Here is a 25,419-nt window from a genome sequence, read left to right on the forward strand (position 1 = left end):
CCTCCTTACACCTCAGGGCACCACGACGACCGGCCAGCGGCCGGCGCGCACCAGGCGGGTGGCGACGGAGCCGACCAGCTTGTGCCCGGCCTGCTCGGAGGAGCCGACCACGACCAGGTCGGCCCGGTGCTCGTCGGCGGCCCGGCACAGCTCGGCGTACGCGTCGCCGCGTCGGCTCAGGAACGTCACCGGCAGGGCCAGCTCCTCGGCCCCGCGCCGGCACTCGGCGCGCAGCTCGTCGGCCAGCTCGTCGTGGGTCTGCTGCACCGCGCCGGCCACCACCCCGGACATGATGCCGCTGTACGGGGCCGGCGAGCTGACGAACACCACCACCAGGCCGGCGCCCTGCCGGCGGGCCAGCCCGGCGGCGTACGAGGCGGCCCGCATCGAGGTGCGGCTGCCGTCCACGCCGACCAGCACCACCCGGGGCCCGTCGGTGCCCCGCTCGTAGGGCAGCGGCCGGGCCTGCGGGCCGTACCGCTCGCGTTCCGGCGCGTTCATCGGGCCACCGGGGCGGCGGCCGGGGCCACCTCCGCCTCGATCCCGGTCGGGGCCGGGTCGGCGTTGGTGCGGCGCAGCGGCACCTCCCGGATCAGCACCACCGCGAGCAGGGCGAGCAGCCCGAACGGGGCGGCGGCCAGGAAGATGTCCCCGGCGCCGTGCCCGTACGCGGACTCGACCACGGCGCGGATCGGGGCGGGCAGCGCGTGCACGTCCGGCAGCGCGCCGCCGCCTCCGGAGGCGGGCGCGGGGACGCCCAGCCGGCTCAGCCCGTCGGCCAGGTAGCCGGTGACCCGGTGGCCGAGCAGCGCGCCGAGCGCGCTGACGCCGACCGCGCCGCCGAGGCTGCGGAAGAACGCCACCACCGAACTGGCCGCGCCTAGCTCGTGCGTGCCGACGGTGTTCTGCACGGCCAGCACCAGGTTCTGCATGGTCATCCCGAGGCCCAGGCCGATCAGCGCCATGAAGATCGCGAGCCGCCAGTACGGCGTGTCCACCCGCATGCCGCCCATCAGCGCGAAGCCGGCGGTGAGCAGCACGGACCCGGTCACCAGCCAGCGCTTCCAGCGGCCGGTGCTGGTGATGATCCGGCCCACCACGGTCGAGGCGACCAGCAGGCCGCCGATCATCGGCAGCGTCATCAGGCCGGCCATGGTCGGGCTCTCACCGCGGCTGATCTGGAAGTACTGGCCGAGGAAGACCGAGGAGCCGAACATGCCGACGCCGACCGCGACGCTGGCGACGACGGCGAGCGTGATGGTGCGGTTGCGGAACAGGCGCGGCGGGATCATCGGCTCGGCGGCGCGCTGCTCGACCCGGACCGCGAGCACCCCGAGCAGCACCGCGCCGGCCACCATGGCCGCGCTGGTCCAGGAGATCCAGTCGTACCGGTCGCCGGCCAGGGTGATCCAGATCAGCAGCAGCGAGACGGCGGCGGTGATCAGCGTGGCGCCCCACCAGTCGATGGTGACCTTCCGCTTCACCACGGGCAGGTGCAGCGTCTTCTGGAGCACGATCAGCGCGAGCACGGCGAACGGCACGCCGACGTAGAAGCACCAGCGCCAGCCGAGCCAGTCGGTGTCGACGATCACGCCGCCGATCAGCGGGCCGCCGATGGTGCCGACCGCCATCACCGCGCCGAGGTAGCCGCTGTACCGGCCGCGCTCGCGGGGAGCGATCATCGTCGCCATGATCACCTGGGCCAGCGCGGTGAGCCCGCCCGCGCCGACGCCCTGCACCACGCGGCAGGCGATCAGCTCGCCGGTGGTCTGGGCCTGCCCGGCCAGCACCGAGCCCAGCACGAAGACCGTCAGGGCGAGCTGCACCAGGATCTTCTTGCTGGTCAGGTCCGCGAGCTTGCCCCAGATCGGGGTGGTCGCGGTGGTGGCCAGCAGCGTCGAGGTGACCACCCAGGTGTACGCGGACTGGCTGCCGTGCAGGTCGGTGATGATCCGTGGCAGCGCGTTCGAGACGACCGTGGAGGAGAGGATCGCGACGAACATGCCCAGCAGCAGGCCGGAGAGCGCCTCCAGGATCTGCCGGTGGGACATGCCGACGGCGGGGGCCCGGGTGGACACGGTCGCCTGGGTCATCGTGGGTTGCCTCCGAAAGGGGGGAGAAATGGGTGCCTCGGGCAACCGTACGGTTTGGTTGCCTTGAGCAACAACCGCGAGTGGTGCGTCTCCTATTCCCGCCTGAGCAGGTCAGAACGTCTCGTTGAAGCGGTGCATCAGCCGGGCGAACGCCGCCACGTCCTCGGCCGGCCAGCTCTCCAGCGACCGCCGGATCTGCCCGAGCCGGGCCGCCCGCGCCGCGTCGAACCGCCGGGTGCCCTCCTCGGTGAGGCTGAGCTGGGCGGCCCGCCGGTCGGTCGGGTCCGGGTCGCGACGCACCAGGCCCAGCGTCTCCAGGCCGCCGATCTGCCGGCTCAGCGTGCCCTTGCCGATGCCCAGCTTCACGGCCAGGTCGGTGAGCCGGATCTGACCGGAGCGGCGCAGCCAGAGCAGCAACCCGTAGGCGTTCGGCTCCAGGTTCGGGTGGACCTCGCGGGCGATCTCCCAGGACAGCGCCCGGCCGCGGCGCAGCAGCGCGGTCAACTCGTGTTCCACGGCCCGCAGCGTCTCGTCCATGATCAGAGGATAGTCAGTCCTCGTCGCTGAGCTGCTGGCGCGCCACCGGCCGCAACTCGCCCGCACTGGTGGTGCCCTCGATCACCACGGCGGCCGACCGGCCCCGGTGGGTGAGCGTGGCCACCGCGTTGCCGAAGTACGGCCCGGCGAGCTTGCGCCACCGCACCGGCGGCCGGCGCACCCCGGCCGACCGGGCCAGCGCCCGGGCCGCCCCGGCCGGGCCCGGGTTCCAGCCCAGCGTCATCAACGGGCGCATCGCGGCCGGCACCTGGTTGTGGATCGGCGAGCAGGTGAGCTGGTGCACCGGCGTCTGCACGCCACGGTCGGCGAACCGGGCCCGGGCCACGTACGAGTGGTGCACGTCGCCGGAGAGCACGCTGATCGACGCCGGCCGCGGGTACGCCGGACCGGCGCCCACCCGGGCGCCGGTGCGCGCCGCGGCGCCGCTGCCCAGCCGGGCGAACAGCTCGCCGAGCGCCTCGAACGAGCGCCGGAACGCCGCCCAGTGCTCCAGGTCCCAGGCCCGGCGCATCTGCTCGGCCAGCCGCGCCACCCAGGGCCGGTCGGAGTCGGCCAGGCGCTCGTTCCACGCCTCCACGTGGTGGATGCCCGGCGGCAGCAGCCACGGCAGCGAGGTGCCCACCACCAGGTGGTCGTAGGCGCCGTGCGCCTGGTCCAGGAACCACGACCACTCGCCCGGCGGCAGCATCGCCCGGCTGCCCGGCAGCAGCACCCGGCTGGAGCGGTTGTCCAGCATCACCAGGCGGGTGCGCCCCAGGTCCAGCGCGTAACTCCACTGGTACTGCACGGCCCGCCAGCGCTCGGTGTCGTGCGCCAGGTCGGCCTCGGTGTCCACCCGCGCGCCGAACTCGTGCAGCACGCTCGTGGCGTCCTCGGCGGCCACCACCTTCGCGTACACCGGGTCGGCGGCGATCTCGTCCGGGCTCAGGTTGCCCAGGTGCTGATAGACCCAGTAGGAGGCGAGGCCGCTGCGGATCCGCTCGGCCCACCACTGCTCCTCCCGCATGTCCGCCCGCCAGGACTGCGAGGTGTTCCAGTCGTCGATGACCTCGTGGTCGTCGAAGATCATCACGCTCGGCACGGTGGAGAGCAGCCAGCGGATCTCCGGATCCCGCCAGGACTCCAGATACAGCTTCGTGTACTCGTCGAAGCTCACCACCTGCGTCGCCGGGGCGTCCTTCGGCCGCCGCCGACGCCGCTTGAGCAGCTTGCGCACGGTCGGTGAGGTCTCGTCCGCGTAGACCTGGTCACCGAGCAGCACCAGCAGGTCGGGCAGCGTGTTCTCCTCGGGCGCGGCCATCACCCGCCGGGCGTACGCGTCGAGCGCGTCCGGCGGCAGCTTGCGCGCGGTGGAGTGCTGGGTGGTCTCCCGGCAGGAGCCGAACACCAGGCGTACCGGCTGGTCGGCGTCGTCGGCCGCACGGGTGCGGATCACGCTGGGCGGGAACGCGCTGTCCGGCAGCGGCCAGGCCGCCTCGTCGTCGATCAGCACCTGGTATTCGGTGGCGCTGTCCGGCGTGAGGCCGGTCACCACCACGATCGCGTAGTGGTGGTCGTACGCGGAGAAGGTGGGCGCGCTGCCGGTGGCGCCGTCGGCCGTGCGGACGGTGACCACGGCGGGCGCGCTGGTCTCCACCCAGACCGTCGCCCGCGTGTCGACGACCCGACGCAGCAGTGGGCCGATGAGCAGGCGGGAACCGGGCACGGCGTCTACCTCCGACAAGATCGTATGGGCGTTCCTACCCGGCCGGCGGTTGCGGTACGCCTTCCGAACGCGAGCGTACCCGCAGGTTGTTCGCGTGCCGAGGCGGTGAGTGGGACGCCGTCGCCGGCATCTGACAGGATTTCGGCATGAAGGAATACCTCCTCGTCGCTCTCGCCCTGCTCGGCGTGCTCATCATCGGCGGCCTGAGCCTGGTGGTGCCCCGGCTGCGCCGGCGCCCCGAGCCGCCGCTGCCGCGCACGGAGGTCGACACCCGCACCGAGGAGGACCTGGCCGGCCCGCCGGTGGAGGCGCCCGAGGCGGAACTGACCACCGGCGTGGTGGTCGAGGCGCCGCCGGTCGAGGCGCCCCCGATCGAGGTTCCCGAGCCCACCGCCGGCCGGCTGGTCCGGCTGCGCTCCCGGCTGTCCCGCTCACAGAACGCGTTCGGCAAGGGCCTGCTCGGCCTGCTCAGCCGCGACCGGCTCGACGAGGACACCTGGGAGGAGATCGAGGACAGCCTGATCACCGCCGACGTCGGCGTGGACTCCACCCGGGAGATCGTCGACCGGCTGCGGGAGCGCACCCGGGTGCTCGGCACCCGCACCGGCGACGAACTGCGCACGCTGCTCGCCACCGAACTGGTCAACGCGCTCGACCCCGGCCTGGACCGGTCGCTGCGGACCACGCCGAAGGATGGCGTGCCGGCGGTGGTGCTGGTGGTCGGCGTGAACGGCGCCGGCAAGACCACCACCTGCGGCAAGATCGCCCGGGTGCTGGTCGCGGACGGCCGTACCGTGCTGCTCGGCGCGGCCGACACGTTCCGGGCCGCCGCCGCCGACCAGCTGGAGACCTGGGGCGGCCGGGTGGGCGCGGAGACGGTCCGTGGCCCGGAGGCCGCCGACCCGGCCAGCGTCGCGTTCGACGCGGTCCGGCGCGGCATCGAGGTGGGCGTCGACACCGTGCTCATCGACACCGCCGGCCGGCTCCAGAACAAGATCGGCCTGATGGACGAGCTGGGCAAGGTCAAGCGGGTGGTGGAGAAGCACGGCCCGATCGACGAGACGCTGCTGATCCTGGACGCCACCACCGGCCAGAACGGCCTGGAGCAGGCCCGGGTCTTCACCGAGGCGGTCAACGTCACAGGCGTGGTGCTGACCAAGCTCGACGGGACGGCCAAGGGCGGCATCGTGATCGCCGTGCAACGCAAGCTCGGCATCCCGGTCAAGCTGGTCGGGCTCGGCGAGGGCAAGGACGACCTGGCCCCGTTCGACCCGGCGCAGTTCGTCGACGCGCTGCTCGGCACCGAGCCGCCCGGCCGGGACGCGTAACCCCTGCCGTGACCACCGACGATCGCGCCTACCCGGAGTGGCGCGACCCCCACCACCCCGCGCCGCGCCTCGGGAGACCGTACGTGACTTCGCAGGAGATCCCGCTGCACGGCGGGAACGTCAGCACCGTGGTCCGCGTGGGCGACACGGTCCGGCGCAACGCCGGCCCCTGGACCCCCTCGGTGCACGCGCTGCTGCGCCACCTGGAATACGTCGGCTTCACCGGCGCGCCGCGCGCGCTCGGCATGGACGAGCGCAACCGGGAGGTGCTGTCGTACCTGGAGGGGGAGTGCGGGGAGTACCCGCTGGCCCCGCACTGGGTGACCGACGAGGCGCTGGTCACGGTGGCCACCATGCTGCGGATGTTCCACGACGCCCAGTACGGTTTCACCCCGCCGCCCGGTGCGGTCTGGCGCTCGTTCGGCCCGCCCCCGCCGGACACCGAGGTCATCTGCCACCACGACGCCGCGCCGCACAACGTGATCTGGCGTCCCGACGGCACGCTCGGGCTGATCGACTTCGACCTCGCCTCGCCCGGCGCCCGCATCTACGACGTGGCGTACGCGGCCTGGACCTGGGTGCCGATCTTCGCCGACCGGGACTCCATCACGCTCGGCTGGAAGCGCCCCGACCGGCCGCGCCGGCTGCGCCTGTTCGCCGACGCGTACGGGCTGATCCCCCGCGACCGGCACCGGCTCATCCGCACCATCCGCAAGCGCATCGTCGACCACGTCGAGGGCATCCGGCGGATGGCCGCCGCCGGTGAGCCGGCGTTCGTCCGGATCGTGCACAAGGGCCATCTCCGCCGCCCGATGCGGGACCTGCGCCTGCTCGACTACGAGCGGCACCACCTGGAGTACGCGCTGCGCTGAGCAAGATCGGCGTTCTTCACACGCCGGAAACAACCCGTCACGCGTCGGAAATCGAGCGGTGTCGGTACAGGAAACAGCGGCCGACCAAGCTTCCGCGCAACCGGCGTACGGGCGACGCTGCCCCGGAAGCCGCGAAGGAGGAAGTTCACCTTTAGGAGGCCAGCGTGCCTGAAGCACCGACGATCGACGGCGGCAACACCGTTTGGCTGCTGGTTTCGACCGCTCTCGTGCTGCTCATGACCCCCGGCCTGGCGCTGTTCTACGGCGGCCTCAACAGGTCCAAGGGCGTGCTCAACATGATGATGATGAGCTTCTCGGCCATCGGGCTCATCTCTGTTCTGTGGTGGTTCTACGGTTTCAGCGTCGCGTTCGGCAGCGACGTCAACGGGCTCTGGGGTGACCCGGGCGCCTACCTCGGCACCAAGACGTTCCTCGCCGAGACCGACCTCTGGGGCGCCACGGCGGAGAACCCCAGCGGCATCGGCATCCCGCTCTACGTGTTCATGGCGTTCCAGATGGTCTTCGCGGTGATCACCGTCGCGCTGATCAGCGGCGCCATCTCCGACCGGGCCAAGTTCTCCGGCTGGCTGCTCTTCGCGTTCGGCTGGGCCACCCTGGTCTACTTCCCGGTCGCGCACTGGGTGTGGGGCGGCGGCATCATCGGCGCCAAGCTGCACGCGCTGGACTTCGCCGGCGGCACCGCGGTGCACATCAACGCCGGTGCGGCGGCGCTCGGCGTGGCGCTGGTGCTCGGCAAGCGGGTCGGATGGCCCCGCGAGGGCATGAAGCCGCACAACATCCCGCTCGTCGCGCTCGGCGCCGGTCTGCTCTGGTTCGGCTGGTTCGGCTTCAACGCCGGCTCCGAGCTGACCGTCGACTCGGTGGCCGGCCTGGCGTTCCTCAACACCCAGCTCGCCACCGCCGCGGCGGTGCTCGGCTGGCTGCTGATCGAGCGGATCAAGGACGGCCGTCCGACCATGGTCGGCGCGTCCTCCGGCGCGGTCGCCGGCCTGGTCGCGATCACCCCGGCCTGCGGTTTCATCGCCCCCTGGGCGGCGGTCCTGCTCGGGCTCGTCGCCGGTGCGGTCTGCGCGCTCGCCATCAGCCTGAAGTACAAGCTCGGCTACGACGACTCGCTCGACGTGGTCGGCGTGCACTTCGTCGGCGGCTGGATCGGCTCGCTCTGGCTCGGCCTGTTCGCCACCAACTCCGTCAACAGCGCGATCGGCGACGTGGTCGGCGCCTCCGACGGCCTGTTCTACGGCGGCGGCATCACCCAGCTCGGCCGGCAGGCGCTGGCCGGTCTGATCGTCACCGTCTGGTCGGGTGGGGTGGCCTGGCTGCTCGCCTTCGCCATCCAGAAGACGATCGGCTTCCGGGTGTCGGCCGAGGCCGAGGTCGACGGCATCGACGTCGCCGAGCACGCGGAGAGCGCGTACGACCTGTCGCCCACCACGGGCAGCAGCACCAGCGCGTTCGCCCTGGCCGGGATCGGCGGCGGCAAGCCGAGCCCGGAGCCCACCGACGAGGCGGACCCGTCCGCCGCGCCGGTCGGCGAGAAGGTCGCCGGTTAACGTTCCTGGGATGGAGGGATTGGACATGAAGCTGGTGACCGCGGTCATCAAGCCGTACCAGTTGGACGCGGTGAAGGAGGCCCTGCACGCCCTCGGCGTGGCCGGGCTGACCGTCAGCGAGGTCCAGGGCTATGGCCGGCAGAAGGGGCACACCGAGGTCTACCGGGGTGCGGAGTACACGGTCGAGTTCCTGCCCAAGATCCGGGTCGAGGTGCTCACCGACGAGATGGACGTCGACAAGATCGTGGACGCCATCGTCGGCGCCGCCCGGACCGGCAAGATCGGCGACGGCAAGGTCTGGGTGACCGGCGTCGAGGAGGTCGTCCGGGTGCGTACCGGCGAGCGCGGGCTCGACGCGCTCTGACCACGGAATCCGCCGACGTGACCTCGTTGACCACGGCCACCGCCCCGGGCGGGGACGGCGTACCCGTGGTCAACGAGGTCACCGGCCTGCCCGGGGGCGTCGGCGCGGCGGCCCGCGCGGACCGCGCCGACGCGCTCGACGCCTGGCTGCGCCGGATCTTCCCGGCCCGGCCCGGCGTCGCGCTCGTCGCCGTGGGCGGGCTCGGCCGCCGCCAGTGCGCCCCCTACGGCGACCTCGACCTGGTGCTGCTGCACGCCGGGGTGCCCGGCGTCGACGAGCTGGCCGCCGCGCTCTGGTACCCCATCTGGGACGCCGGCCTGCGGCTCGACCACTCGGTACGCACCGTCGCCGAGGCGCTCTCGGTGGCCCAGGACGACGTCAAGGTCGCCCTCGGCCTGCTCGACGCGCGCCACGTGGCCGGCGACCCGGCCCTGACCGAGCAGCTCGCCCGCACCGCCACCGACCACTGGCGGCGCACCGCCATCCGGCAGCTCCCCGGGCTGCGCGAGATCACCGCGACCCGCTGGGAGGCCCACGGCGAGCTGGCCTTCCTGCTCGAAGGCGACCTCAAGGAGGCCGCCGGTGGGCTGCGCGACGTCGGCATCCTGCGGGCCATCGCCACCGCCGGCGTCACCGACGCGCTCCGCCCCGCCGTGCACGCCGCGCACCGGCGGCTGCTGGACACCCGCGACGCCCTGCACCAGCAGGTCGGCCGCCGGGTCGACCGCCTGGTCGCGCAGGAACGCGACGGCGTGGCGAAGCTCCTCGGCGTCGACGGGGGCGACGCGCTGCTGCGCCTGACCGCCGGCGACGCGCGGACCGTCCGCCACGCCCTCGACGACGCCTGGCGGGCCGCCGACCGACTCCGTTCCGGCCGGCAGCGTGCCGCCTCCGGCCGGCCGGTGCGCCGCCCGGTCGCCCGGGACGTCGTCGAGCAGGACGGCGAACTGGTGCTCGCCCGGACCGCGATCGGGGCCCGCCCCGACCCCTGCCTGTCGCTGCGGGTGGCCGCCGCGGCGGCCACCACCCGGCTGCCCATCGCGCGCGCCACCTGCGAGTGGCTGGCCGCGTACTGCCCGCCGCTGCCCGCGCCCTGGCCGCCGGCCGCCCGCGCCGCGCTGATCACCCTGCTCGGCGCCGGACCCGGCCTGGTGCCCGCCTGGGAGACCTGCGACAGGTACGGGCTGATCGACGGCTGGCTGCCCGAGTGGACCCGGATGCGCAGCCTGCCCCAGCACAACCCGGTGCACCGGTTCACGCTCGACCGGCACCTGGTGCAGACCGCGTACGAGGCCAGCCGGCACACCCGCGACGTCGAGCGCCCCGACCTGCTGCTGCTCGGCGCGTTCCTGCACGACATCGGCAAGGGACTGGCTGGCGGAGGTGCCGCCGGGCGGGCCGGCAGGCATGAGCACGTCGGCACCTCCGGAGATCATTCGACTGTCGGGGCGCCGCTGGCCGAGGCGGTGGCCACCCGGATCGGGCTGCCCCCGGCCGAGGCGGCGCTGATCGGCACGCTGGTCCGGCTGCACCTGCTGCTGCCCGAGGTGGCCACCCGGCGGGACCTGTCCGACCCGAAGACCATCGCCGGGGTCGCCGGGCTGGTCGGCGACCCCGGCACGCTGGAACTGCTGCACGCGCTGGTCCGGGCGGACGCCGCCGCCACCGGCCCGGCCGCCTGGTCCGGCTGGAAGGGCCGGCTGATCGCCGACCTGGTCGCCCGGGTACGCACCACGCTTGACACCGGCGAGGTGCCCGCCCCGCCGGCCCCCGACCCGGCGCTGGTCGCCGGCCCGCTGCCGGTCGTACACCTGGGCGAGGACCGGGTGTCGGTGGCCGCGGCCGACCGGCGTGGGCTGCTCGCCACGGTGGCCGGGTGCCTGGCCCTGCACCGACTGGAAGTGATCTCCGCGGACGCCGCCACGGTGGACGGTCGCGCCCTGGTCGAGTGCCGGGTGCAGCCGCGCTACGGGCTCGCCCCCGACCCGATCGCGCTCAGCGCCGACCTGCGCCGGGCGGTGGCCGGCGACGTCTCGGTCACCCAGCGGCTGCGCGGCCGGGCGCTCGCCGCCCGCAGCCGGGGCGCCGCGCCCCGCGTGGTCTGGCACCGGGAGGCGGCCACCGACGCGGTGCTGCTGGAGTTGCGCGCGGCGGACGCGGCCGGCCTGCTCTACCGGGTCACCTGCGCGCTCGACGAGGCCGGCGCCCAGGTGCGCGCCGCCCGGATCGCCACCCTCGGCGGCGACGTGGTGGACACGTTCTACCTGGTCGGCACCGACCTACCGGGCGAGCGTCGGGCCGTCGTCGAGGCCGCCGTCCTCGCCGCCGTGTAAGGAGGGGCCCCCTATTAACGTTTCCGGTAGAGGCGGGGCCCCCGCTTAACACCTCGCGCTACGTCCACTGACGTACGCCGGGAGCCGCCGCCGGGCCGACGCGGCGGAGGGCCGCCGGCGGGACGCTCAACGGCATGAACCCGCCCGTGCAGACCGAAGCGCTCACCAAACGGTACGGCGGCCTGACCGCCGTGCGGCATCTCGACCTGACCGTCCGACCCGGCGAGGTGTACGGCTTCCTCGGCCCCAACGGCGCCGGCAAGACCACCACGCTGCGCATGCTGCTCGGCCTGGTCCGGCCCAGCGCCGGCACGGTGCGGCTGTTCGGCCGTACCCCCGGCGTCGGGCGGCTCAGCGGCGTCGGCGCGCTGATCGAGGGGCCGGCGTTCTACCCGTACCTGTCCGGCCGGGACAACCTGCGCGTGCTGGCCCGCTACGCCGGCGTCGGCGCGGACCGGGTCGCGGCGGTGCTCGACCAGGTCGACCTCGCCGACCGGGCCGGCGACCGGTACACCGGCTACTCGCTGGGCATGAAGCAGCGCCTCGGGGTGGCCGCCGCGCTGCTGAAGGACCCGCGCCTGCTGATCCTGGACGAGCCGACGAACGGCCTCGACCCGGCCGGCATGGCGGACATGCGGACGCTGATCCGGCGGCTCGGCGCGGCCGGGCACACCGTGCTGGTCTCCAGTCACCTGCTCGGCGAGGTCGAGCAGATCTGCGACCGGGTGGGCGTGATCGCCCGGGGCGCGCTGGTCGCCGAGGGCAGCATCGACGAACTACGCGGCGCGGCCGGGCTGCGGGTGCTCGCCGACCCGCTGGACGCGGCGGCGGAGCGGGCCCGGGAACTCGTCGGCGCGGACCGGGTCCGTGTCGTCGACGGCGGGCTGGAACTGGCGGTCGAGCCGGCGCGGGCCGCCTGGCTGAACACCGCGCTTGTCGGTGCCGGGCTCGCCGTACGCGAGCTGCGGCCCCGGGAACGGGACCTGGAGCAGATCTTCTTCGACCTGGTGGAACGGGGTACCGCCGATGTCGCGTAGTTTCCGTGCCGAGCTGGCCAAGCTGGTCCGGCGGCCGGCCGTCTGGCTGCTGCTGGCCATCACGCTGGCGTTGTCGCTGATCTTCACCTACCTCTTCCCGTACGCCGGGGTGGCCGGTGGCGCCGACGGCCCGAACACGGACCGGGCGCTGCCCGCCCTGCTCCCCGACCACCTGGTCGGCAACTCGCTCGGCGGCCTGCCGATCTTCCTCGGCGCGATCCTGCTGATCCTCGGTGTGCTCACGGTCGGCGGCGAGTACGGCTGGGGCACCTGGAAGACCGTGCTCACCCAGGGCCCGACCCGGCTCCAGGTGTACGCGGGCAAGCTGCTCGCGCTCGCGGTCGCCGCGCTGGGCGTGGTGCTGGCCGTGTTCGCGGTCGGCGCGGTGGCCGCCGCGCTGATCGCGTCCGCCGAGGCGCAGCCGGTGCGCTGGCCGTCGGCCGGTGATCTGGTGGTCGGCGTCGGCGCGGGGTGGCTCGTCGCGACGATGTGGGCCATGCTCGGTGCCGTGCTCGCGGTCGCGTTGCGTGCGGTGGCGCTCCCGGTCGGCTTGGGACTGGTGTGGATGCTCGCCGTGCAGAACCTGCTCGCCGCCATCGCCGCCCCGCTCGTCGACTGGGTGGCGACCGCCCAGCAGGGGCTGCCGGGCCCGAACGCCGGGGCGTTGGCCGCCGCGCTGGGCGCGCCCGGGGACACCCCGGGTGTCGCGGCCACCGTCGGCGGTGGACAGGCGGCGGTGGTGGTGGCCGCGTACCTGGTGGGCTTCGCGGCGGTCGGCGCGGCGCTGCTGCGCCGGCGGGACATCGGCTGAGCCGGGACGGGGGGAGCGAGGTGGACCGCGAGCGTCGGGGCCGGTGGTCCCTCGACGGCCTGCTCGCCCTGGCCCTGCTGGCGATCGGGCTGGCCGGCACCGGGCCGGCCGGCCTGAACCAGGACGTCCGGGCCGACCTGGGCGCCTATCCGCTGGTGGTGGTCGCCGCGCTCGCGGTGGCGGGACGCCGGCGGTGGCCGGTGCCGACCCTGGCCGTGGTCACCGCCGCGACCACGGCGTACCTGATGCTGGACTACCCGTACGGCCCGATCCTGCTGTCGTTCTTCGCCGCGGTCTACGCGGTGGCCGCGCACCGGCCGTTCCGCGACGCGGCGGTGGCCGGCGCGGTCGCGTTGGCCGCGCTGCTGGTCTACGTGTTCGTCGGGGTCCGGCCACCGGGGCCGGTCGGTCTGATGCCGGTCGCCGCGTGGGTGGTGGTGCCGGTCGCGATCGGTGTCACCGTGCGGATGGGCCGGGAGGCCACCGCGCGGAGCCGGGCGGACGAGGCCCGCCGGCTGGCCGACGCGGAGCGGCTGCGGGTGGCCCGGGAGGTGCACGACGTGGTGGGCCACGGGCTCGCCGCGATCCACCTCCAGGCCGAGATCGCGTTGCACCTGCTGGCCCGCAGGCCCGAGCAGGCCGAGGCGGCGCTCACCGCGATCAGCCGGACCAGCCAGGAGGCGTTGGACGAGCTGCGGGTCACGCTCACCGTGGTCCGTCGCGAGGAGTCCGTCGACGAGCGCGCGCCGGCACCCGGGCTGAGCCAGCTCCCGCAGTTGCGGGACCGGCTGGCCGGCGCCGGCGTGCCGCTCACCGTCGAGGTGGCCGGCGTGACGCGCGCGCTGCCGGCGGCGGTGGACCTGGCCGCGTACCGGGTGGTGCAGGAGGCGCTGACCAACGTGTTGCGGCACGCCGGGCCGGCCACCGCCGCGGTCCGCGTCGGGTACGCGCCGGGCCAGGTCACCGTGGAGGTCACCGACACCGGCCGGGGCCCCTCCGCCCGGCCTGCCCGGCCCACCGGCTCGGGCCTGGTCGGCATGCGCGAACGGGTCACCGCGCTCGGCGGTACGTTCAGCGCCGGGGCGGCCCCGGCCGGCGGTTTCCGGGTGCACGCCACGCTGCCCACGCGGGAGGTCACATGATCCGGGTGCTGCTCGCCGACGACCAGGACCTGGTCCGGATCGGACTGCGGGCCCTGGTGGAGAGCGAGGACGACCTGACGGTCGTGGGGGAGGCCGCCGACGGGCTCGCCGCCGTGACGGTGGCCCGCCGGGAACGCCCCGACGTGGTGCTGATGGACGTGCGGATGCCCGGCGTCGACGGCATCGAGGCCACCCGTCGCATCGTCGGCGACCCGACGCTGGCCGGCACCCGGGTGGTGGTGCTGACCACGTTCGAGCTGGACGAGTACGTCTTCGACGCGCTCCGGCACGGCGCCAGCGGCTTCCTCACCAAGGACACCCGCCCGGTCGACCTGCTGCGGGCGATCCGCCTGGTCGCCGACGGGGAGGCGCTGCTGTCCCCGTCGGTGACCCGGCGGGTGGTCCGGGAGTTCGCCACCCGGCCGGCCCGGGTGCCGCGTCCGCATCCCCGGCTCGGGTCGCTCACCGACCGGGAACGCGAGGTGGTGGGGCTGGTCGGGGAGGGGCTGAGCAACGCCGAGATCGCGGACCGGCTGGTGGTCAGCCCGGCGACGGCGCGTACCCACGTCAGCCGGGCGATGGTGAAGCTCGGTGCCCGGGACCGGGCGCAACTGGTGGTCTTCGCGTACCAGTCGGGCCTGGTCGTCTCCTGACCCGGTCGGAGGGCGGCCGGGTCGGAGCGGGGGTGCGGGCGGCGGGCTACCCTAACGGTGGGCTGGACAGCCGGCCCGGCCGCACTGTGCCCGCCGATGACGACAAACGGGATGTTCGCGTGTTTGACACCTTGAGTGACCGCCTGTCCGGGATCTTCACCAAGCTCCGCGGCAAGGGGCGGCTCACCGACGCCGACATCGACGCCACCGCACGCGAGATCCGGATGGCGCTGCTGGAGGCCGACGTCGCCCTGCCGGTGGTCAAGGGCTTCATCGCGAACGTCAAGGAGCGGGCCCGTGGGTCCGAGGTCTCCCAGGCGCTCAACCCGGCCCAGCAGATCGTCAAGATCGTCAACGAGGAGCTGATCAACGTCCTCGGCGGCGAGGGGCGACGGCTCCAGTTCGCCAAGAACCCGCCGACCGTGATCATGCTCGCCGGCCTCCAGGGCTCCGGCAAGACCACGCTCGCCGGCAAGCTGGCCCGCTGGCTCAAGGGCCAGGGCCACCAGCCGCTGCTGGTCGCCGCCGACCTCCAGCGCCCGAACGCCGTCGGGCAGCTCCAGGTGCTCGGCGGCCGGGCCGGCGTCGAGGTGTACGCCCCGGCGCCCGGCAACGGCGTCGGCGACCCGGTGCAGGTGGCCCGCGACTCGATCGAGCACGCCCGCCGCGCCGCCCGCGACATCGTCATCGTGGACACCGCCGGCCGGCTCGGCATCGACGCCGAGATGATGCGGCAGGCCGCGGACATCCGCGACGCGGTTCAGCCGGACGAGGTCATCTTCGTCATCGACGCCATGGTCGGCCAGGACGCGGTCCGCACCGCCGAGGCGTTCCGGGACGGCGTCGGCATCACCGGCGTGGTCCTCTCCAAGCTCGACGGTGACGCCCGCGGCGGTGCCGCGCTCTCCGTCCGGGAGGTCACCGGCCAGCCGATCCTGTTCGCCTCCACCGGCGAGAAGCTGGAGGACTTCGACGTCTTCCACCCCGACCGGATGGCCAGCCGGATCCTCGGCATGGGCGACGTCCTCACGCTGATCGAGCAGGCCGAGGCGGCCTTCGACTCCGATCAGAAGGAGAAGATGACCGCCAAGCTGATGGGCGGGGAGACCTTCACGCTGGAGGACTTCCTCGATCAGCTCATCGCGGTCCGGCGGATGGGTCCGATCGCCAACGTGCTGGCCATGATGCCCGGCATGGGCCAGATGAAGGACCAGATCGCCGAGCTGGACGACAAGCACTTCGACCGGGTCACCGCGATCATCCGGTCGATGACGCCGGGCGAGCGCACCAACCCGAAGATCATCAACGGTTCCCGCCGGGCCCGCATCGCAGGCGGTTCCGGCGTCACCGTGATGGACGTCAACCAGCTGCTCAACCGCTTCGCCGACGCGCAGAAGATGATGAAGCAGATGGGCGGCATGATGGGGCTGCCCGGCGGCGGCCGGCGCAAGGCGACCAAGTCGCCGAAGAACAAGCGCAAGGGCACCAAGGGCGGCGGCGGTCGGCCGCGTACCGGTGCCGGGATGCCGGGCGGCTTCCCCGGCGGCATGCCGCAGCTCCCGCCGGGCCTGGACCCGGGCGACCTGGCCGGTGGGCAGGGCCTGCCGCCCGGCTTCAAGCTGCCGAAGATCGACTTCAACAAGCTGGGCAAGGGCGGGGAGAAGGGTCCCCGCTAGCGTGTCGGTGACGGTGGGCGACGCCATCATCTCCTAGGGTGATGTCGCCCCCTGGGAGGAGATGTCATTGACCGCGGCCCCGATCCTGCCGGAGCGGCACGAGTGGACGGTCGACGACCTGGGCGACCTGCCCAAGGACCTTCCGTACGAACTGATCAACGGAAGGTTGATCGTGCCGTCGCCCACCGCCCTGCACCAGGAGTTGTGTGTCGAGCTGCTGCTCGCGCTCGAAGTCAACTGCCCGCCCGAGTTCCTCGTCACCATCGACCTCTCGATGCGGGTCGACCGGCGCAACGAGCCGCGACCCGACGTGGTGGTCATCCGGCGTAAGCACGCCAGCCGGTCACCGGTGCCGGTCGAGGACGCGGTGCTCGCGGTGGAGGTGGTTCCGCCGACGTCGCACTTCCGCGACCTCTACGACAAGGCGAAGGTCTATGCCCGCGCCGGAGTCGGCTCCTACTGGGTGGCGGACCCGCAGCACGAGCGGATCGCGCTCACCGAGTACACGCTGGGTGGCGCTGCCCGCGAGTACGAGCAGTCGACCCACACCGAGGACCTGTTCGTCACCGAGCAGCCCTGGAAGGTCTCGGTCGACCTGCCGGCGTTGACCGCACGACGCAACAACCTGCTGGCCGGCGAGGACGACTGAGATCGGGTAGGACTGTGCGCATGGCTCTGCACGTGCGCGGTGTGTTCCTCCCCGACGACGAGGTCCGGGACGTCTGGCTGGTCGGCGACCGGGTCACCTTCGAACCGGTGCCGGGCGCCGAGACGGTGGCCGACGGCGGCTTCGTGCTTCCCGGCCTGACCGACGCGCACTGCCACCTCGGCATCGCCCGGGGCGGCGCGCCGATCACCGGGCTCGACCAGGCCCGCGAACTGGCCCGGATCGACCGGGACGCGGGCGTGCTGGCGATCCGCGACGCCGGCTCGCCGTACCCGTACCCGGAGTTGGAGGACGAGCCGGAGCTGCCGCGACTGGCCCGCGCCGGCCGGCACGTCGCGCCGCCGAAGCGGTACCTGCGCGACATCGGCGTGGAGGTCGACGCCGCCGAGGTGGCCGCGACCGTGACCGCGCAGGCCGCCGCCGGCAACGGCTGGGTCAAGCTGGTCGGTGACTGGATCGACCGGGGCGTGGGCGACCTGGCGCCGGCCTGGGACGCCGACACGATGACCGCGGCGGTCGCCGCCGCGCACGCCGCCGGGGTACGCGCCGCGGTGCACACGTTCGCCGAGTCGGCCGTGGAGATCATGGTGCGGGCCGGGGTGGACTCGGTGGAGCACGGCACCGGGCTGAGCCTCGACCTCATCGACCTGATGGCCCGGCAGGGCACCGCGCTGGTGCCCACGATGATCAACATTCGGACGTTCGGCCACATCGCGGAGCAGGCCCGACCCAAGTTCCCCGGGTACGCCGACCACATGCTCGCCCTGCGGGACCGCTTCCCCGAGGTGGTCCGCGCCGCGCACGAGGCCGGCGTGCCGATCTACGTGGGCACCGACGCCGGCGGCGGCATCGACCACGGGCTCGCGGCCGAGGAGATGCTGCTGCTGCACGAGCAGGCCGGCATGTCCGCCGAGGACGTGCTGGCCGCCGCCTCCTGGCGGGCCCGGGAGTGGCTCGGCTTCCCCGGCCTGGTCGAGGGCGGCCTCGCCGATCTGGTGGTCTACGCCGCAGACCCACGCCGCGACCTGCGGGTCGTCCGGACGCCCAGCCGGATCGTGCTGCGCGGCCGCGTGATCCGCTGACACCCATCCGTCGACCCGCCCGCCGTCCGCCCGTCCGTCAGCGTGGCTGCTGTTTCACGGAAAGAGTGCTTATTCCGCGTCGAATGGCCACGCTTTCCGTAAATCAGGGCCCGGCGCGGGGTGGCGGGGGTGGCGCGGCGCGGCGGGGGTGGGGCATGGCGCGGCGGGGGTGGGGGGCACGGGGGTGGGGGTGGGGTGGGGGTGGGTGGGTCAGCGCGGTGGGGCGGCGGCCAGGAAGAGGTGGACGGCCAGGTCGGCCAGGTTGCCGGCGGTCTCGTCGACCGGGGCCCGGGGCAGCACGATGTGGCTCACCACCAGGCGCACCACGCTGTCCGCCGCGAACGCCAGGGCCGCCGGGTCGGCGTCGGGCAGGTGGCACCCGGCCCACTCCAGCAGCGCCGCGGTCGACTCGGTGAGCACCAGCTCGGAGCGGGTGGTCAGGTAGGGCAGCAGCTCGTCCGACCCGCCCCGGGCGCTGGTCAGGATCGCCTTGACCAGCGGGTTGTCGGCGGCGGCGGCGAGCGTGCGGCGGATCGCCGCGTACGCGGCCGCGCGCACGTCGGCGCCGTGCTCGCCGAGCGCGGCCCGGACGTCGCCGACGAAGCGGTCCACCTCGCGTCGGGCCAGCGCCTCGGCCAGGCCGGCCTTGGTGCCGAACTCGTTGTAGACGGTCTGCCGGCTGACGCCGGCGGCGCGCGCGACCGCGCCCATCCGTACGCCGTCCCAGCCGCAGGCCACGGTCTGCGCCCGGGCGGCCTCCACGATCGCGTCCCGTGCCTCACCCATCGCCGTCGAAGTCTACGGGTCGTCGGGGCGACACGGCGCGGGCCGGCTCCCCGGCGCAGCGGCGGCCCACGCGGCGCATAGGATGTGCGGTCATGGCACGCGTGCTCACTCCCCGTGCGGAGGACTTTCCCCGCTGGTACCAGGACCTGATCGCCAAGGCGAAGCTGGCCGACAACGGCCCGGTTCGGGGCACCATGGTCATCCGACCGGCCGGCTACGCCATCTGGGAGCGGATGCAGGCCGAGATGGACGCCCGGATCAAGGCGGCCGGCGCGGAGAACGCGTACTTCCCGCTGTTCATCCCGGAGAGCTACCTCAAGCGCGAGGCCGAGCACGTCGAGGGCTTCTCGCCGGAGCTGGCGGTGGTCACCCACGGCGGCGGCAAGCAGCTCGCCGAGCCGGTGGTGGTGCGCCCCACCAGCGAGACGGTCATCGGCGAGTTCATGGCCAAGTGGATCGACTCGTACCGGGACCTGCCGCTGCTGCTCAACCAGTGGGCGAACGTGGTCCGCTGGGAGTTGCGCCCGCGCATCTTCCTGCGTACCAGCGAGTTCCTCTGGCAGGAGGGGCACACCGCGCACGCCACGCGGGAGGACGCCCGCGCCTACGCCCGGCGGATCCTGCACGAGGCGTACGAGGATCTGATGGTCAACGTGCTGGGCATCCCGGTGGTGGTCGGCCTGAAGACCGCCCGGGAGCGCTTCGCCGGGGCCACCGCCACGTACACGTGCGAGGGCATGATGGGCGACGGCAAGGCGCTCCAGCTCGGCACCAGCCACGAGCTGGGGCAGAACTTCGCCAAGGCGTTCGACATCAGCTACTCGTCGGCCTCGGGCGGCCGGGAGCACGCCTGGACGACCTCCTGGGGCACCTCGACCCGGATGCTCGGCGGGCTGATCATGGCGCACGGCGACGACAACGGGCTGCGGGTGCCGCCGAAGCTGGCGCCGGTCCAGGCGTACGTGATGGTCGTCAAGGACGGCGAGGGCGTGAGCGAGGCCGCGACCAAGCTGCGCGACGCGCTGCGCGACGCCGGTGTCCGGGTGGCGCTGGACGACCGCACCGACACCGCGTTCGGCCGCCGTGCCGTCGACGCCGAGCTGCGCGGTTACCCGGTCCGCGTCGAGGTCGGCCCGCGCGACCTGGCCGTCGGCAACGCGGTGGTGGTCCGGCGTACGGACGGCTCGAAGGCCCCCACGCCGGTGGCCGACGTGGTCGGCGCGGTGCTGGCCGCGCTGGAGGCCGACCAGCGGGCGCTGCACGACCAGGCGCTGGAGTTCCGCCGGTCCCGCACCGTCGAGGTGTCGACGTTGGCCGAGGCGATCGAGGCGTCCGCCACCGGTTGGGCCATGGTGCCCTGGTCGGCGGTGGGCGTGCCGGGTGAGGCCGAGGCGAACGCGCAGGGCGTCACGGTCCGCTGCCTGCTCCGCGCCGACGGCTCGGTGCCGGACACCGAGGACGAGCCCGACCTGGTCGCCATCCTCGCCCGCGCCTACTGAGGGTGTAAGGAAGGGCCCCCTGTTAACGCATTCGGTAGAGGCGGGGCCCCCTCTTAACAAGTCAGGGATGGTGAGCGTGCGCTTCGAACCCGGCCGGCTGGTCCTGCACCGCAACGTGCGGCACGGGCGGATCGGGTGGGTCCGGACGGCCCGCGTCGTCTCCGACGACGAGCGCGGGCTGCTGCTCTGGGTGCCCCGCGACGCGCCGGTGGCGCACGAGGTGACCGCGGCGGGGTCGGGCATGCGCGCGGTGCCGTTCGCCGAGTGGATCGTCTCCTCGTACGCCCTGGCGGTCGGCACCTGGAACGGGCCGTCGGTGCTCAAGTTCCTGCCCGCCGGCGCCGCCCACTCGGTGTGGTGGTTCTCCGACGAGCGGGGCCGGTTCAAGAACTGGTACGTGAACCTGGAGGAGCCCGGCGTCCGCTGGGACGACGGCACGGTGGCCGGGGTCGACATGGTGGACCAGGACCTCGACGTGGTGATCCACCCGGATCTGACCTGGGAGTGGAAGGACGAGGACGAGTTCGCCGAGCGGCTCGCCTTCCCCGAGCACTACTGGGTGACCGACGAGAAGGCGGTGCGTGCCGAGGGGGAACGGGTGATCCGGATCGCCGAGTCGGGCGCGTTCCCGTTCGACGGGACGTGGTGCGACTTCACGCCGCCCGCGGAGTGGGACGTTCCGGACGAGCTGCCGCCCGGTTGGGACCGCCCGCCGGCGCGCTGAGGGTGTCCTTCGTCACGGACCGGCCGGTCCGGGGCGCGTGGTCCGGGTCCGGTGCGAGCGTTCCGGGTCGGATCTGGCAGAATGGACCGCTGGTATCCGGCACGCGTCCGGCGCCCTCTAACCCGGGCGCGTCGCCAGTTCACCGAGCAGTCTCCGGCCCAAACCCCACTGTGCCGGTCGGCGCTCACCCGCCACACCGCCCAGACGGGCCGGTGAGATCGCAACAGGAGCGAAACAACTGTGGCCGTAAAGATCCGGCTCCTGCGGATGGGCAAGATCCGCAACCCGCAGTACCGCATCGTCGTCGCCGACTCGCGCACCAAGCGTGACGGTCGCGCGATCGAGTTCGTCGGTGTGTACCAGCCGAAGGAGGACCCTTCGGTGATCGAGGTCCGGTCGGAGCGGGTCCAGTACTGGCTGTCCGTCGGCGCTCAGCCGAGCGAGGCCGTGCAGCGTCTGCTGGAGCTGACCGGTGACTGGCAGAAGTTCAAGGGCCTGCCGGCCCCGCCGCCGCTGAAGGTCGCCCCGGAGCGGGCCGACCGCAAGGCGGCGTACGAGGCCGAGGCGAAGGCCGCCGCCGGTGTGGCGGACACCCCGGCCAAGCCGGCCAAGAAGGCCGCCAAGACGGAGGCCGCGAAGCCCGAGGCCGAGGCGCCGAAGGCGGAGGAGCCGAAGGCCGAGGCGCAGACCGGCGCCGAGTCCGGCGAGCAGGCCTGACATGGCGCTGCGTCCCGCCCTGGAGCACCTGGTCAAGGGGATCGTCGACCACCCGGACGACGTCCGGGTGCGGATGGTCGATTCCCGTCGGGGCAAGCGGCTCGAGGTCCGCGTGCACCCGGAGGATCTCGGCACGGTGATCGGGCGGTCCGGACGGACCGCCAAGGCGCTGCGCCAGGTGATCGGCTCCATCGGCGGACGTGGAGTACGCGTCGACATCGTCGACTCGTACTGATGCTTCTCGTCGTCGGCCGGATCGGCAAACCGCACGGCATCCGTGGTGAGGTCACCGTGGAGGTGCGGACCGATGAGCCCGAAGCACGCTTCGCCCCCGGTTCGGTGCTGGTCACCGAACCGGGGGTGGTGCCGGCCGAGCCCGGCGCCTGGCGGGTGCCGCCGACGCTGACCGTGGAGTCGGCGCGCTGGCACCAGGGTCGCCTGCTGGTCGTGTTCGCCGGCGTGGTGGGTCGCGACGTCGCCGAGGCGTTGCGCAACACGCTTGTCGGCGTGGACAGCGCCGACGTCGCCGAGCCGGAAGACCCGGAGGAGTTCCACGACCACCAGTTGGTCGGGCTCGCCGTGGTCACCCGGGACGGGGAGCGGCTCGGCGAGGTGGACCGTGTCGACCACGCCCCCGCCTCCGACCTGTTGGTGGTGCGGCGTCCGGCGGGGAGTCCCGTGCTCGTTCCGTTCGTCAAGGCGATCGTGCCCGAGGTGGATCTCGCCGGCGGTCGCGTCGTCGTCGACCTGCCCGGCGGTTTGCTCGACCTCTAGCTGGAGCCACCGCATGCGCGTCGACATCGTGTCGATCTTCCCGGAGTACTTCGCCCCGCTGGACCTCTCGTTGATCGGCAAGGCGCGGGCGAACGGGCTGCTGCGGCTGGCCGTACACGATCTGCGGACCTGGACCCACGACGTGCACCGCACGGTGGACGACACGCCCTACGGCGGCGGTCCCGGCATGGTGATGCGGCCGGAGCCGTGGGGTGAGGCGCTGGACGCGCTGGCCCCCGACGAGCTGAGCCCGGACGGCCACACGCTGCCCCGGCTGCTCGTCCCGTCGCCGGCCGGCGTCCCGTTCACCCAGGCGATGGCGCACGAGCTGGCCACCGAGTCGCACCTGCTCTTCGCCTGTGGCCGGTACGAGGGCATCGACCAACGGGTGCTCGACCACGCGGCGACCCGGATGCCGGTGACCGAGGTCTCGCTCGGCGACTACGTGCTGTTCGGCGGCGAGGTCGCCGTGCTGGTCATCCTGGAGGCGGTCACCCGGCTGCTGCCGGGGGTGCTCGGCAACGCCGGCTCGCTGGACGAGGAGTCGCACGCGCACGGGTTGCTGGAGGCGCCGCTCTACACGAAGCCGGCGACCTGGCGTGACCTCGACGTGCCCGAGGTGCTCCGCTCCGGCGACCATGCCCGGATCGCGCGCTGGCGACGCGACGAGGCGCTGCGGCGCACCGCGGCCCGTCGCCCCGACCTGGTCGGCGCGCTGCCCCCGGAGAGCCTGGACCAGCGGGATCGGGCGGCGCTGGACCGGGGTGGGTTTCAGTCCCCGCCGGGGCATGTGGCAAAGTAGAGGGGTTGCCGCATCCGTTCACGCCGTGGGCGGCTGCGAGGACCCTCGACCGGGGCCGGCATCGCCGGTCACCACCCGAGGGTCAGAATCACCCGTTCGCGCATCGACTGACGATGCGCCGTGAGCCTCACGAGGACGCAGCGATGAACATCCTGGACGCCCTTGACGCCCAGTCGAAGCGCGCCGACCTGCCCGACTTCCGTGCCGGTGACACCGTCAAGGTGCACGCGCGGGTCGTCGAGGGCAGCCGGTCCCGGGTCCAGATCTTCCAGGGCGTGGTCATCCGTCGCCAGGGTGACGGCCTGCGCGAGACCTTCTCGGTCCGCAAGATCAGCTTCGGTGTCGGCGTGGAGCGGACCTACCCGCTGAACAGCCCGGGCATCGACCGGATCGAGATCGTGACCCGCGGTGACGTGCGGCGTGCCAAGCTCTACTACCTGCGCGAGCTGCGCGGCAAGAAGGCCAAGATCAAGGAGCTGCGGGAGAAGCAGCCGGCGAACTGATCCACTTTCGCCACGCCGTCCAAGCTGCGCGGATGTCGTATCGACCGGATCGCATTACCCTGGTCGGTACGGGCGCAGCCGGACGGCGCAAAGCGGTCCACTGCCGCCCGTGGGGTCTTCGAGGAGACTCCCGGGCGGTAGTGTCGTTTTCGCGGCGATCCGGAGAGTGGCATGGTGCAGATGCTTGACGAGGACGGCACCGTCGACCCCTGGCGCCGGCGGTCCCGGCGTTCCCGACGGCAGATGCCCCTCTGGCAGGAGTTGCCGCTGCTGCTCGTCGTGGCGTTCTGCCTCGCGGTGCTGATCCGCACGTTCCTGCTCCAGGCCTTCTTCATCCCGTCCGGGTCGATGGAGAACACGCTGCTCATCGGCGACCGGGTGCTGGTCAACAAGGTCGTCTACGACATGCGCGACCCGGTCCGCGGCGAGGTCGTGGTGTTCCGGGGGACCGACCGCTGGGTCGCCCAGGAGGCGCCGGCCCCGCCGACCAACCTCGCCGGCAAGGTCGGCCGCACGCTCGGCGACCTGGTCGGGGTCAGCCGCCCCGGCGAGAAGGACTTCATCAAGCGCGTCATCGGGGTGCCCGGCGACAAGGTCTGGTGCTGCGACGACGGCCGCGTCGTGGTCAACGGCACGCCGCTGGAGGAGCAGGCGTACGTCTCCGAGGACTCCCCGGTCGACCTGCCGCCCAACCCGAAGGAGTGCCGCTCCCGGCAGTTCACCGAGGTGGTGGTGCCGCCGGGGCAGATCTTCGTGATGGGCGACCACCGGCTGGTGTCGCAGGACGCCCGCTGCCAGGGGCCGGTGCCGATCGACAACGTGGTCGGCCGGGCCTTCATGATCGTCTGGCCGTCCGAGCGGTGGACCAGCCTGCCCGTACCCAAGACGTTCGCGGACCTGCCCCGCGCGGACGCCGCGCCGGCCCGCCCGGTCCCGGTCGATCCCGACCCGCTGGGGGGTGTCGTCCTGATTCTTCCCGTCGCGGCCACGCTGGCCGTTCTCCCGGGTTCGGGGCGACTGCGCCGCACCGGTGGACGTAGGCTCCTCCCGTGATTGACGAGCAGACCGAAAAGCCGCGCAGCTCCTTCTGGAAGGAACTGCCCATCCTCCTGGGTGTGGCGATCCTGGTCGCAGTGCTGGTTCGTGCCTTCGTGCTGCAGACCTTCTTCATTCCGTCCCCGTCCATGGAGAACACCCTCGCGATCGACGATCGGGTGCTGGTCAACAAGCTGGTCTACGACTTCCGCTCGCCGCACCGCGGTGAGGTGATCGTCTTCAAGGCGCCCACCGAGTGGAGCGGCAACCCCGACGGTGAGGACTTCATCAAGCGGGTGATCGGCGTCGGGGGCGACCACGTGGTCTGCTGTGACCGGACCGGTGGCCAGGAGCGGCTGGTCATCAACGGCAAGCCGATCGACGAGCCGTTCGTCTTCCCCGGCAACAAGCCCGCCGACCAGGACTTCGACATCACCGTGCCGAAGGGTCGGCTGTGGGTGATGGGCGACCACCGGGAGGCCTCCGGCGACTCGCTGGAGCACTGGCAGCAGTCCGGTGAGGACATCACCGAGGCCACCATCCCGGAGGGCGAGGTCGTCGGCCGGGCCTTCACGATCTTCTGGCCGGTCGGCCGGGCCACCTGGCTCACCGTGCCCAAGCAGTTCGACGGCATCCCCAATCCCTGACCGGAGCGCGTGGTCGTTCGTCGGAGGCGTCTGGCAG

At 73.1% G+C, this 25,419-nt stretch carries 26 protein-coding genes; 21 read left to right on the plus strand and 5 right to left on the minus strand.

Translation table 11 applies throughout. The annotated features are described in order from the left end of the window. Positions 1–12: 12 nt before the first annotated feature. The 4 genes from ACLQ2W_RS26910 to ACLQ2W_RS26925 all read right to left on the minus strand — a co-directional run bounded on the left by ACLQ2W_RS26910 (position 13) and on the right by ACLQ2W_RS26925 (position 4,356). Positions 13–501, minus strand: coding sequence for a universal stress protein (locus tag ACLQ2W_RS26910; RefSeq protein ID WP_281935726.1), 489 nt, complete (start codon positions 499–501; stop codon positions 13–15). Further along, the gene (locus ACLQ2W_RS26915) at positions 498–2,093 is read right to left on the minus strand and encodes an MDR family MFS transporter (RefSeq protein ID WP_425789765.1); all 1,596 of its coding nucleotides are present in this window, start codon (positions 2,091–2,093) and stop codon (positions 498–500) included. Before ACLQ2W_RS26915 ends, ACLQ2W_RS26910 begins: the two co-directional genes overlap by 4 nt. A gap of 111 nt (positions 2,094–2,204) precedes the next feature. After that, on the minus strand, positions 2,205–2,630 hold the full coding sequence (locus ACLQ2W_RS26920; RefSeq protein WP_107156104.1) for a MarR family winged helix-turn-helix transcriptional regulator: 426 nt from the start codon (positions 2,628–2,630) through the stop codon (positions 2,205–2,207). Between the two features lie 13 nt (positions 2,631–2,643). Next, the gene (locus ACLQ2W_RS26925) at positions 2,644–4,356 is read right to left on the minus strand and encodes an alkaline phosphatase D family protein (protein ID WP_425789767.1); all 1,713 of its coding nucleotides are present in this window, start codon (positions 4,354–4,356) and stop codon (positions 2,644–2,646) included. A gap of 146 nt (positions 4,357–4,502) precedes the next feature. On the opposite strand from ACLQ2W_RS26925, the gene ftsY reads away from it, so the two are divergent. The 12 genes from ftsY (at position 4,503) to ACLQ2W_RS26985 (ending at position 17,895) form a co-directional block, all read left to right on the plus strand. After that, positions 4,503–5,684, plus strand: a complete 1,182-nt coding sequence (gene ftsY / locus ACLQ2W_RS26930; RefSeq protein ID WP_425789769.1) for a signal recognition particle-docking protein FtsY — start codon at positions 4,503–4,505, stop codon at positions 5,682–5,684. An 8-nt stretch (positions 5,685–5,692) separates the two neighbouring features. After that, the gene (locus ACLQ2W_RS26935; RefSeq protein WP_281935717.1) at positions 5,693–6,556 is read left to right on the plus strand and encodes an aminoglycoside phosphotransferase family protein; all 864 of its coding nucleotides are present in this window, start codon (positions 5,693–5,695) and stop codon (positions 6,554–6,556) included. Positions 6,557–6,720: 164 nt separating this feature from the next. Further along, positions 6,721–8,130, plus strand: coding sequence for an ammonium transporter (locus ACLQ2W_RS26940; protein ID WP_425789771.1), 1,410 nt, complete (start codon positions 6,721–6,723; stop codon positions 8,128–8,130). A gap of 25 nt (positions 8,131–8,155) precedes the next feature. After that, positions 8,156–8,494, plus strand: a complete 339-nt coding sequence (locus ACLQ2W_RS26945) for a P-II family nitrogen regulator (protein ID WP_013284578.1) — start codon at positions 8,156–8,158, stop codon at positions 8,492–8,494. A gap of 17 nt (positions 8,495–8,511) precedes the next feature. Continuing rightward, on the plus strand, positions 8,512–10,827 hold the full coding sequence (locus ACLQ2W_RS26950; RefSeq protein ID WP_425789773.1) for a [protein-PII] uridylyltransferase: 2,316 nt from the start codon (positions 8,512–8,514) through the stop codon (positions 10,825–10,827). A 134-nt stretch (positions 10,828–10,961) separates the two neighbouring features. Further along, positions 10,962–11,864 carry an ABC transporter ATP-binding protein gene (locus ACLQ2W_RS26955; protein ID WP_405092844.1) on the plus strand — a complete coding sequence of 301 codons (903 nt, stop codon included), beginning with the start codon at positions 10,962–10,964 and terminating at the stop codon, positions 11,862–11,864. Continuing rightward, positions 11,854–12,675 carry an ABC transporter permease gene (locus tag ACLQ2W_RS26960; protein ID WP_425789776.1) on the plus strand — a complete coding sequence of 274 codons (822 nt, stop codon included), beginning with the start codon at positions 11,854–11,856 and terminating at the stop codon, positions 12,673–12,675. Before ACLQ2W_RS26955 ends, ACLQ2W_RS26960 begins: the two co-directional genes overlap by 11 nt. A gap of 20 nt (positions 12,676–12,695) precedes the next feature. Beyond that, entirely contained in the window at positions 12,696–13,817 is a 1,122-nt protein-coding gene (locus ACLQ2W_RS26965; RefSeq protein ID WP_425789778.1) for a sensor histidine kinase, read from the plus strand. Further along, the gene (locus ACLQ2W_RS26970; protein ID WP_107156095.1) at positions 13,814–14,470 is read left to right on the plus strand and encodes a response regulator transcription factor; all 657 of its coding nucleotides are present in this window, start codon (positions 13,814–13,816) and stop codon (positions 14,468–14,470) included. Before ACLQ2W_RS26965 ends, ACLQ2W_RS26970 begins: the two co-directional genes overlap by 4 nt. A gap of 119 nt (positions 14,471–14,589) precedes the next feature. Then, positions 14,590–16,146: a signal recognition particle protein gene (ffh, locus tag ACLQ2W_RS26975; RefSeq protein ID WP_425789780.1), complete on the plus strand. Its 1,557-nt coding sequence runs from the start codon at positions 14,590–14,592 to the stop codon at positions 16,144–16,146. Between the two features lie 61 nt (positions 16,147–16,207). Beyond that, on the plus strand, positions 16,208–16,795 hold the full coding sequence (locus ACLQ2W_RS26980) for a Uma2 family endonuclease (RefSeq protein WP_425789782.1): 588 nt from the start codon (positions 16,208–16,210) through the stop codon (positions 16,793–16,795). 20 nt (positions 16,796–16,815) lie between these two features. Next, complete coding sequence (locus ACLQ2W_RS26985) at positions 16,816–17,895, plus strand: amidohydrolase family protein (protein WP_425789784.1); 1,080 nt, start codon at positions 16,816–16,818, stop codon at positions 17,893–17,895. Positions 17,896–18,105: 210 nt separating this feature from the next. Here the strand turns inward: ACLQ2W_RS26985 and ACLQ2W_RS26990 are convergent, their stop codons facing one another. Further along, positions 18,106–18,681 carry a TetR family transcriptional regulator gene (locus tag ACLQ2W_RS26990; protein WP_425789786.1) on the minus strand — a complete coding sequence of 192 codons (576 nt, stop codon included), beginning with the start codon at positions 18,679–18,681 and terminating at the stop codon, positions 18,106–18,108. Positions 18,682–18,773: 92 nt separating this feature from the next. Between ACLQ2W_RS26990 and proS the strand changes: the two genes are divergently transcribed. The 9 genes from proS to lepB (ACLQ2W_RS27035) all read left to right on the plus strand — a co-directional run bounded on the left by proS (position 18,774) and on the right by lepB (ACLQ2W_RS27035) (position 25,382). Next, entirely contained in the window at positions 18,774–20,180 is a 1,407-nt protein-coding gene (gene proS, locus ACLQ2W_RS26995; RefSeq protein ID WP_425789788.1) for a proline--tRNA ligase, read from the plus strand. Between the two features lie 76 nt (positions 20,181–20,256). Then, the gene (locus tag ACLQ2W_RS27000; protein WP_425789790.1) at positions 20,257–20,904 is read left to right on the plus strand and encodes a DUF402 domain-containing protein; all 648 of its coding nucleotides are present in this window, start codon (positions 20,257–20,259) and stop codon (positions 20,902–20,904) included. Positions 20,905–21,144: 240 nt separating this feature from the next. After that, positions 21,145–21,621: a 30S ribosomal protein S16 gene (gene rpsP / locus ACLQ2W_RS27005; RefSeq protein ID WP_107155951.1), complete on the plus strand. Its 477-nt coding sequence runs from the start codon at positions 21,145–21,147 to the stop codon at positions 21,619–21,621. Position 21,622: 1 nt separating this feature from the next. After that, entirely contained in the window at positions 21,623–21,856 is a 234-nt protein-coding gene (locus tag ACLQ2W_RS27010) for an RNA-binding protein (protein ID WP_013732101.1), read from the plus strand. Continuing rightward, on the plus strand, positions 21,856–22,395 hold the full coding sequence (rimM, locus tag ACLQ2W_RS27015) for a ribosome maturation factor RimM (RefSeq protein WP_425789793.1): 540 nt from the start codon (positions 21,856–21,858) through the stop codon (positions 22,393–22,395). Before ACLQ2W_RS27010 ends, rimM begins: the two co-directional genes overlap by 1 nt. Before the next feature lie 13 nt (positions 22,396–22,408). After that, complete coding sequence (gene trmD / locus ACLQ2W_RS27020) at positions 22,409–23,197, plus strand: tRNA (guanosine(37)-N1)-methyltransferase TrmD (protein WP_425789795.1); 789 nt, start codon at positions 22,409–22,411, stop codon at positions 23,195–23,197. Positions 23,198–23,340: 143 nt separating this feature from the next. Continuing rightward, positions 23,341–23,700, plus strand: coding sequence for a 50S ribosomal protein L19 (gene rplS / locus ACLQ2W_RS27025; RefSeq protein WP_091064199.1), 360 nt, complete (start codon positions 23,341–23,343; stop codon positions 23,698–23,700). Between the two features lie 171 nt (positions 23,701–23,871). Further along, a complete protein-coding gene (gene lepB / locus ACLQ2W_RS27030) occupies positions 23,872–24,753 on the plus strand; it encodes a signal peptidase I (protein WP_405092855.1) in 882 nt (293 codons plus the stop codon). Continuing rightward, positions 24,750–25,382 carry a signal peptidase I gene (gene lepB / locus ACLQ2W_RS27035; RefSeq protein ID WP_405092856.1) on the plus strand — a complete coding sequence of 211 codons (633 nt, stop codon included), beginning with the start codon at positions 24,750–24,752 and terminating at the stop codon, positions 25,380–25,382. Before lepB (ACLQ2W_RS27030) ends, lepB (ACLQ2W_RS27035) begins: the two co-directional genes overlap by 4 nt. Positions 25,383–25,419: the final 37 nt, after the last annotated feature.

The sequence above is a fragment of the Micromonospora sp. DT227 genome (assembly GCF_049841835.1).
GTDB lineage: Bacteria > Actinomycetota > Actinomycetes > Mycobacteriales > Micromonosporaceae > Micromonospora.

Excerpts from the sequence above, each read along its gene's own strand:
- ACLQ2W_RS26910 (WP_281935726.1), bottom strand. The coding sequence starts at position 501 with ATGAACGCGCCGGAACGCGAGCGGTACGGCCCGCAGGCCCGGCCGCTG.
- ACLQ2W_RS26915 (WP_425789765.1), bottom strand. The coding sequence starts at position 2,093 with ATGACCCAGGCGACCGTGTCCACCCGGGCCCCCGCCGTCGGCATGTCC.
- ACLQ2W_RS26920 (WP_107156104.1), bottom strand. The coding sequence starts at position 2,630 with ATGGACGAGACGCTGCGGGCCGTGGAACACGAGTTGACCGCGCTGCTG.
- ftsY (WP_425789769.1), top strand. The coding sequence starts at position 4,503 with ATGAAGGAATACCTCCTCGTCGCTCTCGCCCTGCTCGGCGTGCTCATC.
- ACLQ2W_RS26945 (WP_013284578.1), top strand. The coding sequence starts at position 8,156 with ATGAAGCTGGTGACCGCGGTCATCAAGCCGTACCAGTTGGACGCGGTG.
- ACLQ2W_RS26955 (WP_405092844.1), top strand. The coding sequence starts at position 10,962 with ATGAACCCGCCCGTGCAGACCGAAGCGCTCACCAAACGGTACGGCGGC.
- ACLQ2W_RS26960 (WP_425789776.1), top strand. The coding sequence starts at position 11,854 with ATGTCGCGTAGTTTCCGTGCCGAGCTGGCCAAGCTGGTCCGGCGGCCG.
- ACLQ2W_RS26970 (WP_107156095.1), top strand. The coding sequence starts at position 13,814 with ATGATCCGGGTGCTGCTCGCCGACGACCAGGACCTGGTCCGGATCGGA.
- ACLQ2W_RS26980 (WP_425789782.1), top strand. The coding sequence starts at position 16,208 with ATGTCATTGACCGCGGCCCCGATCCTGCCGGAGCGGCACGAGTGGACG.
- ACLQ2W_RS26985 (WP_425789784.1), top strand. The coding sequence starts at position 16,816 with ATGGCTCTGCACGTGCGCGGTGTGTTCCTCCCCGACGACGAGGTCCGG.
- ACLQ2W_RS26990 (WP_425789786.1), bottom strand. The coding sequence starts at position 18,681 with ATGGGTGAGGCACGGGACGCGATCGTGGAGGCCGCCCGGGCGCAGACC.
- proS (WP_425789788.1), top strand. The coding sequence starts at position 18,774 with ATGGCACGCGTGCTCACTCCCCGTGCGGAGGACTTTCCCCGCTGGTAC.
- ACLQ2W_RS27010 (WP_013732101.1), top strand. The coding sequence starts at position 21,623 with ATGGCGCTGCGTCCCGCCCTGGAGCACCTGGTCAAGGGGATCGTCGAC.
- rimM (WP_425789793.1), top strand. The coding sequence starts at position 21,856 with ATGCTTCTCGTCGTCGGCCGGATCGGCAAACCGCACGGCATCCGTGGT.
- trmD (WP_425789795.1), top strand. The coding sequence starts at position 22,409 with ATGCGCGTCGACATCGTGTCGATCTTCCCGGAGTACTTCGCCCCGCTG.
- rplS (WP_091064199.1), top strand. The coding sequence starts at position 23,341 with ATGAACATCCTGGACGCCCTTGACGCCCAGTCGAAGCGCGCCGACCTG.
- lepB (WP_405092855.1), top strand. The coding sequence starts at position 23,872 with ATGGTGCAGATGCTTGACGAGGACGGCACCGTCGACCCCTGGCGCCGG.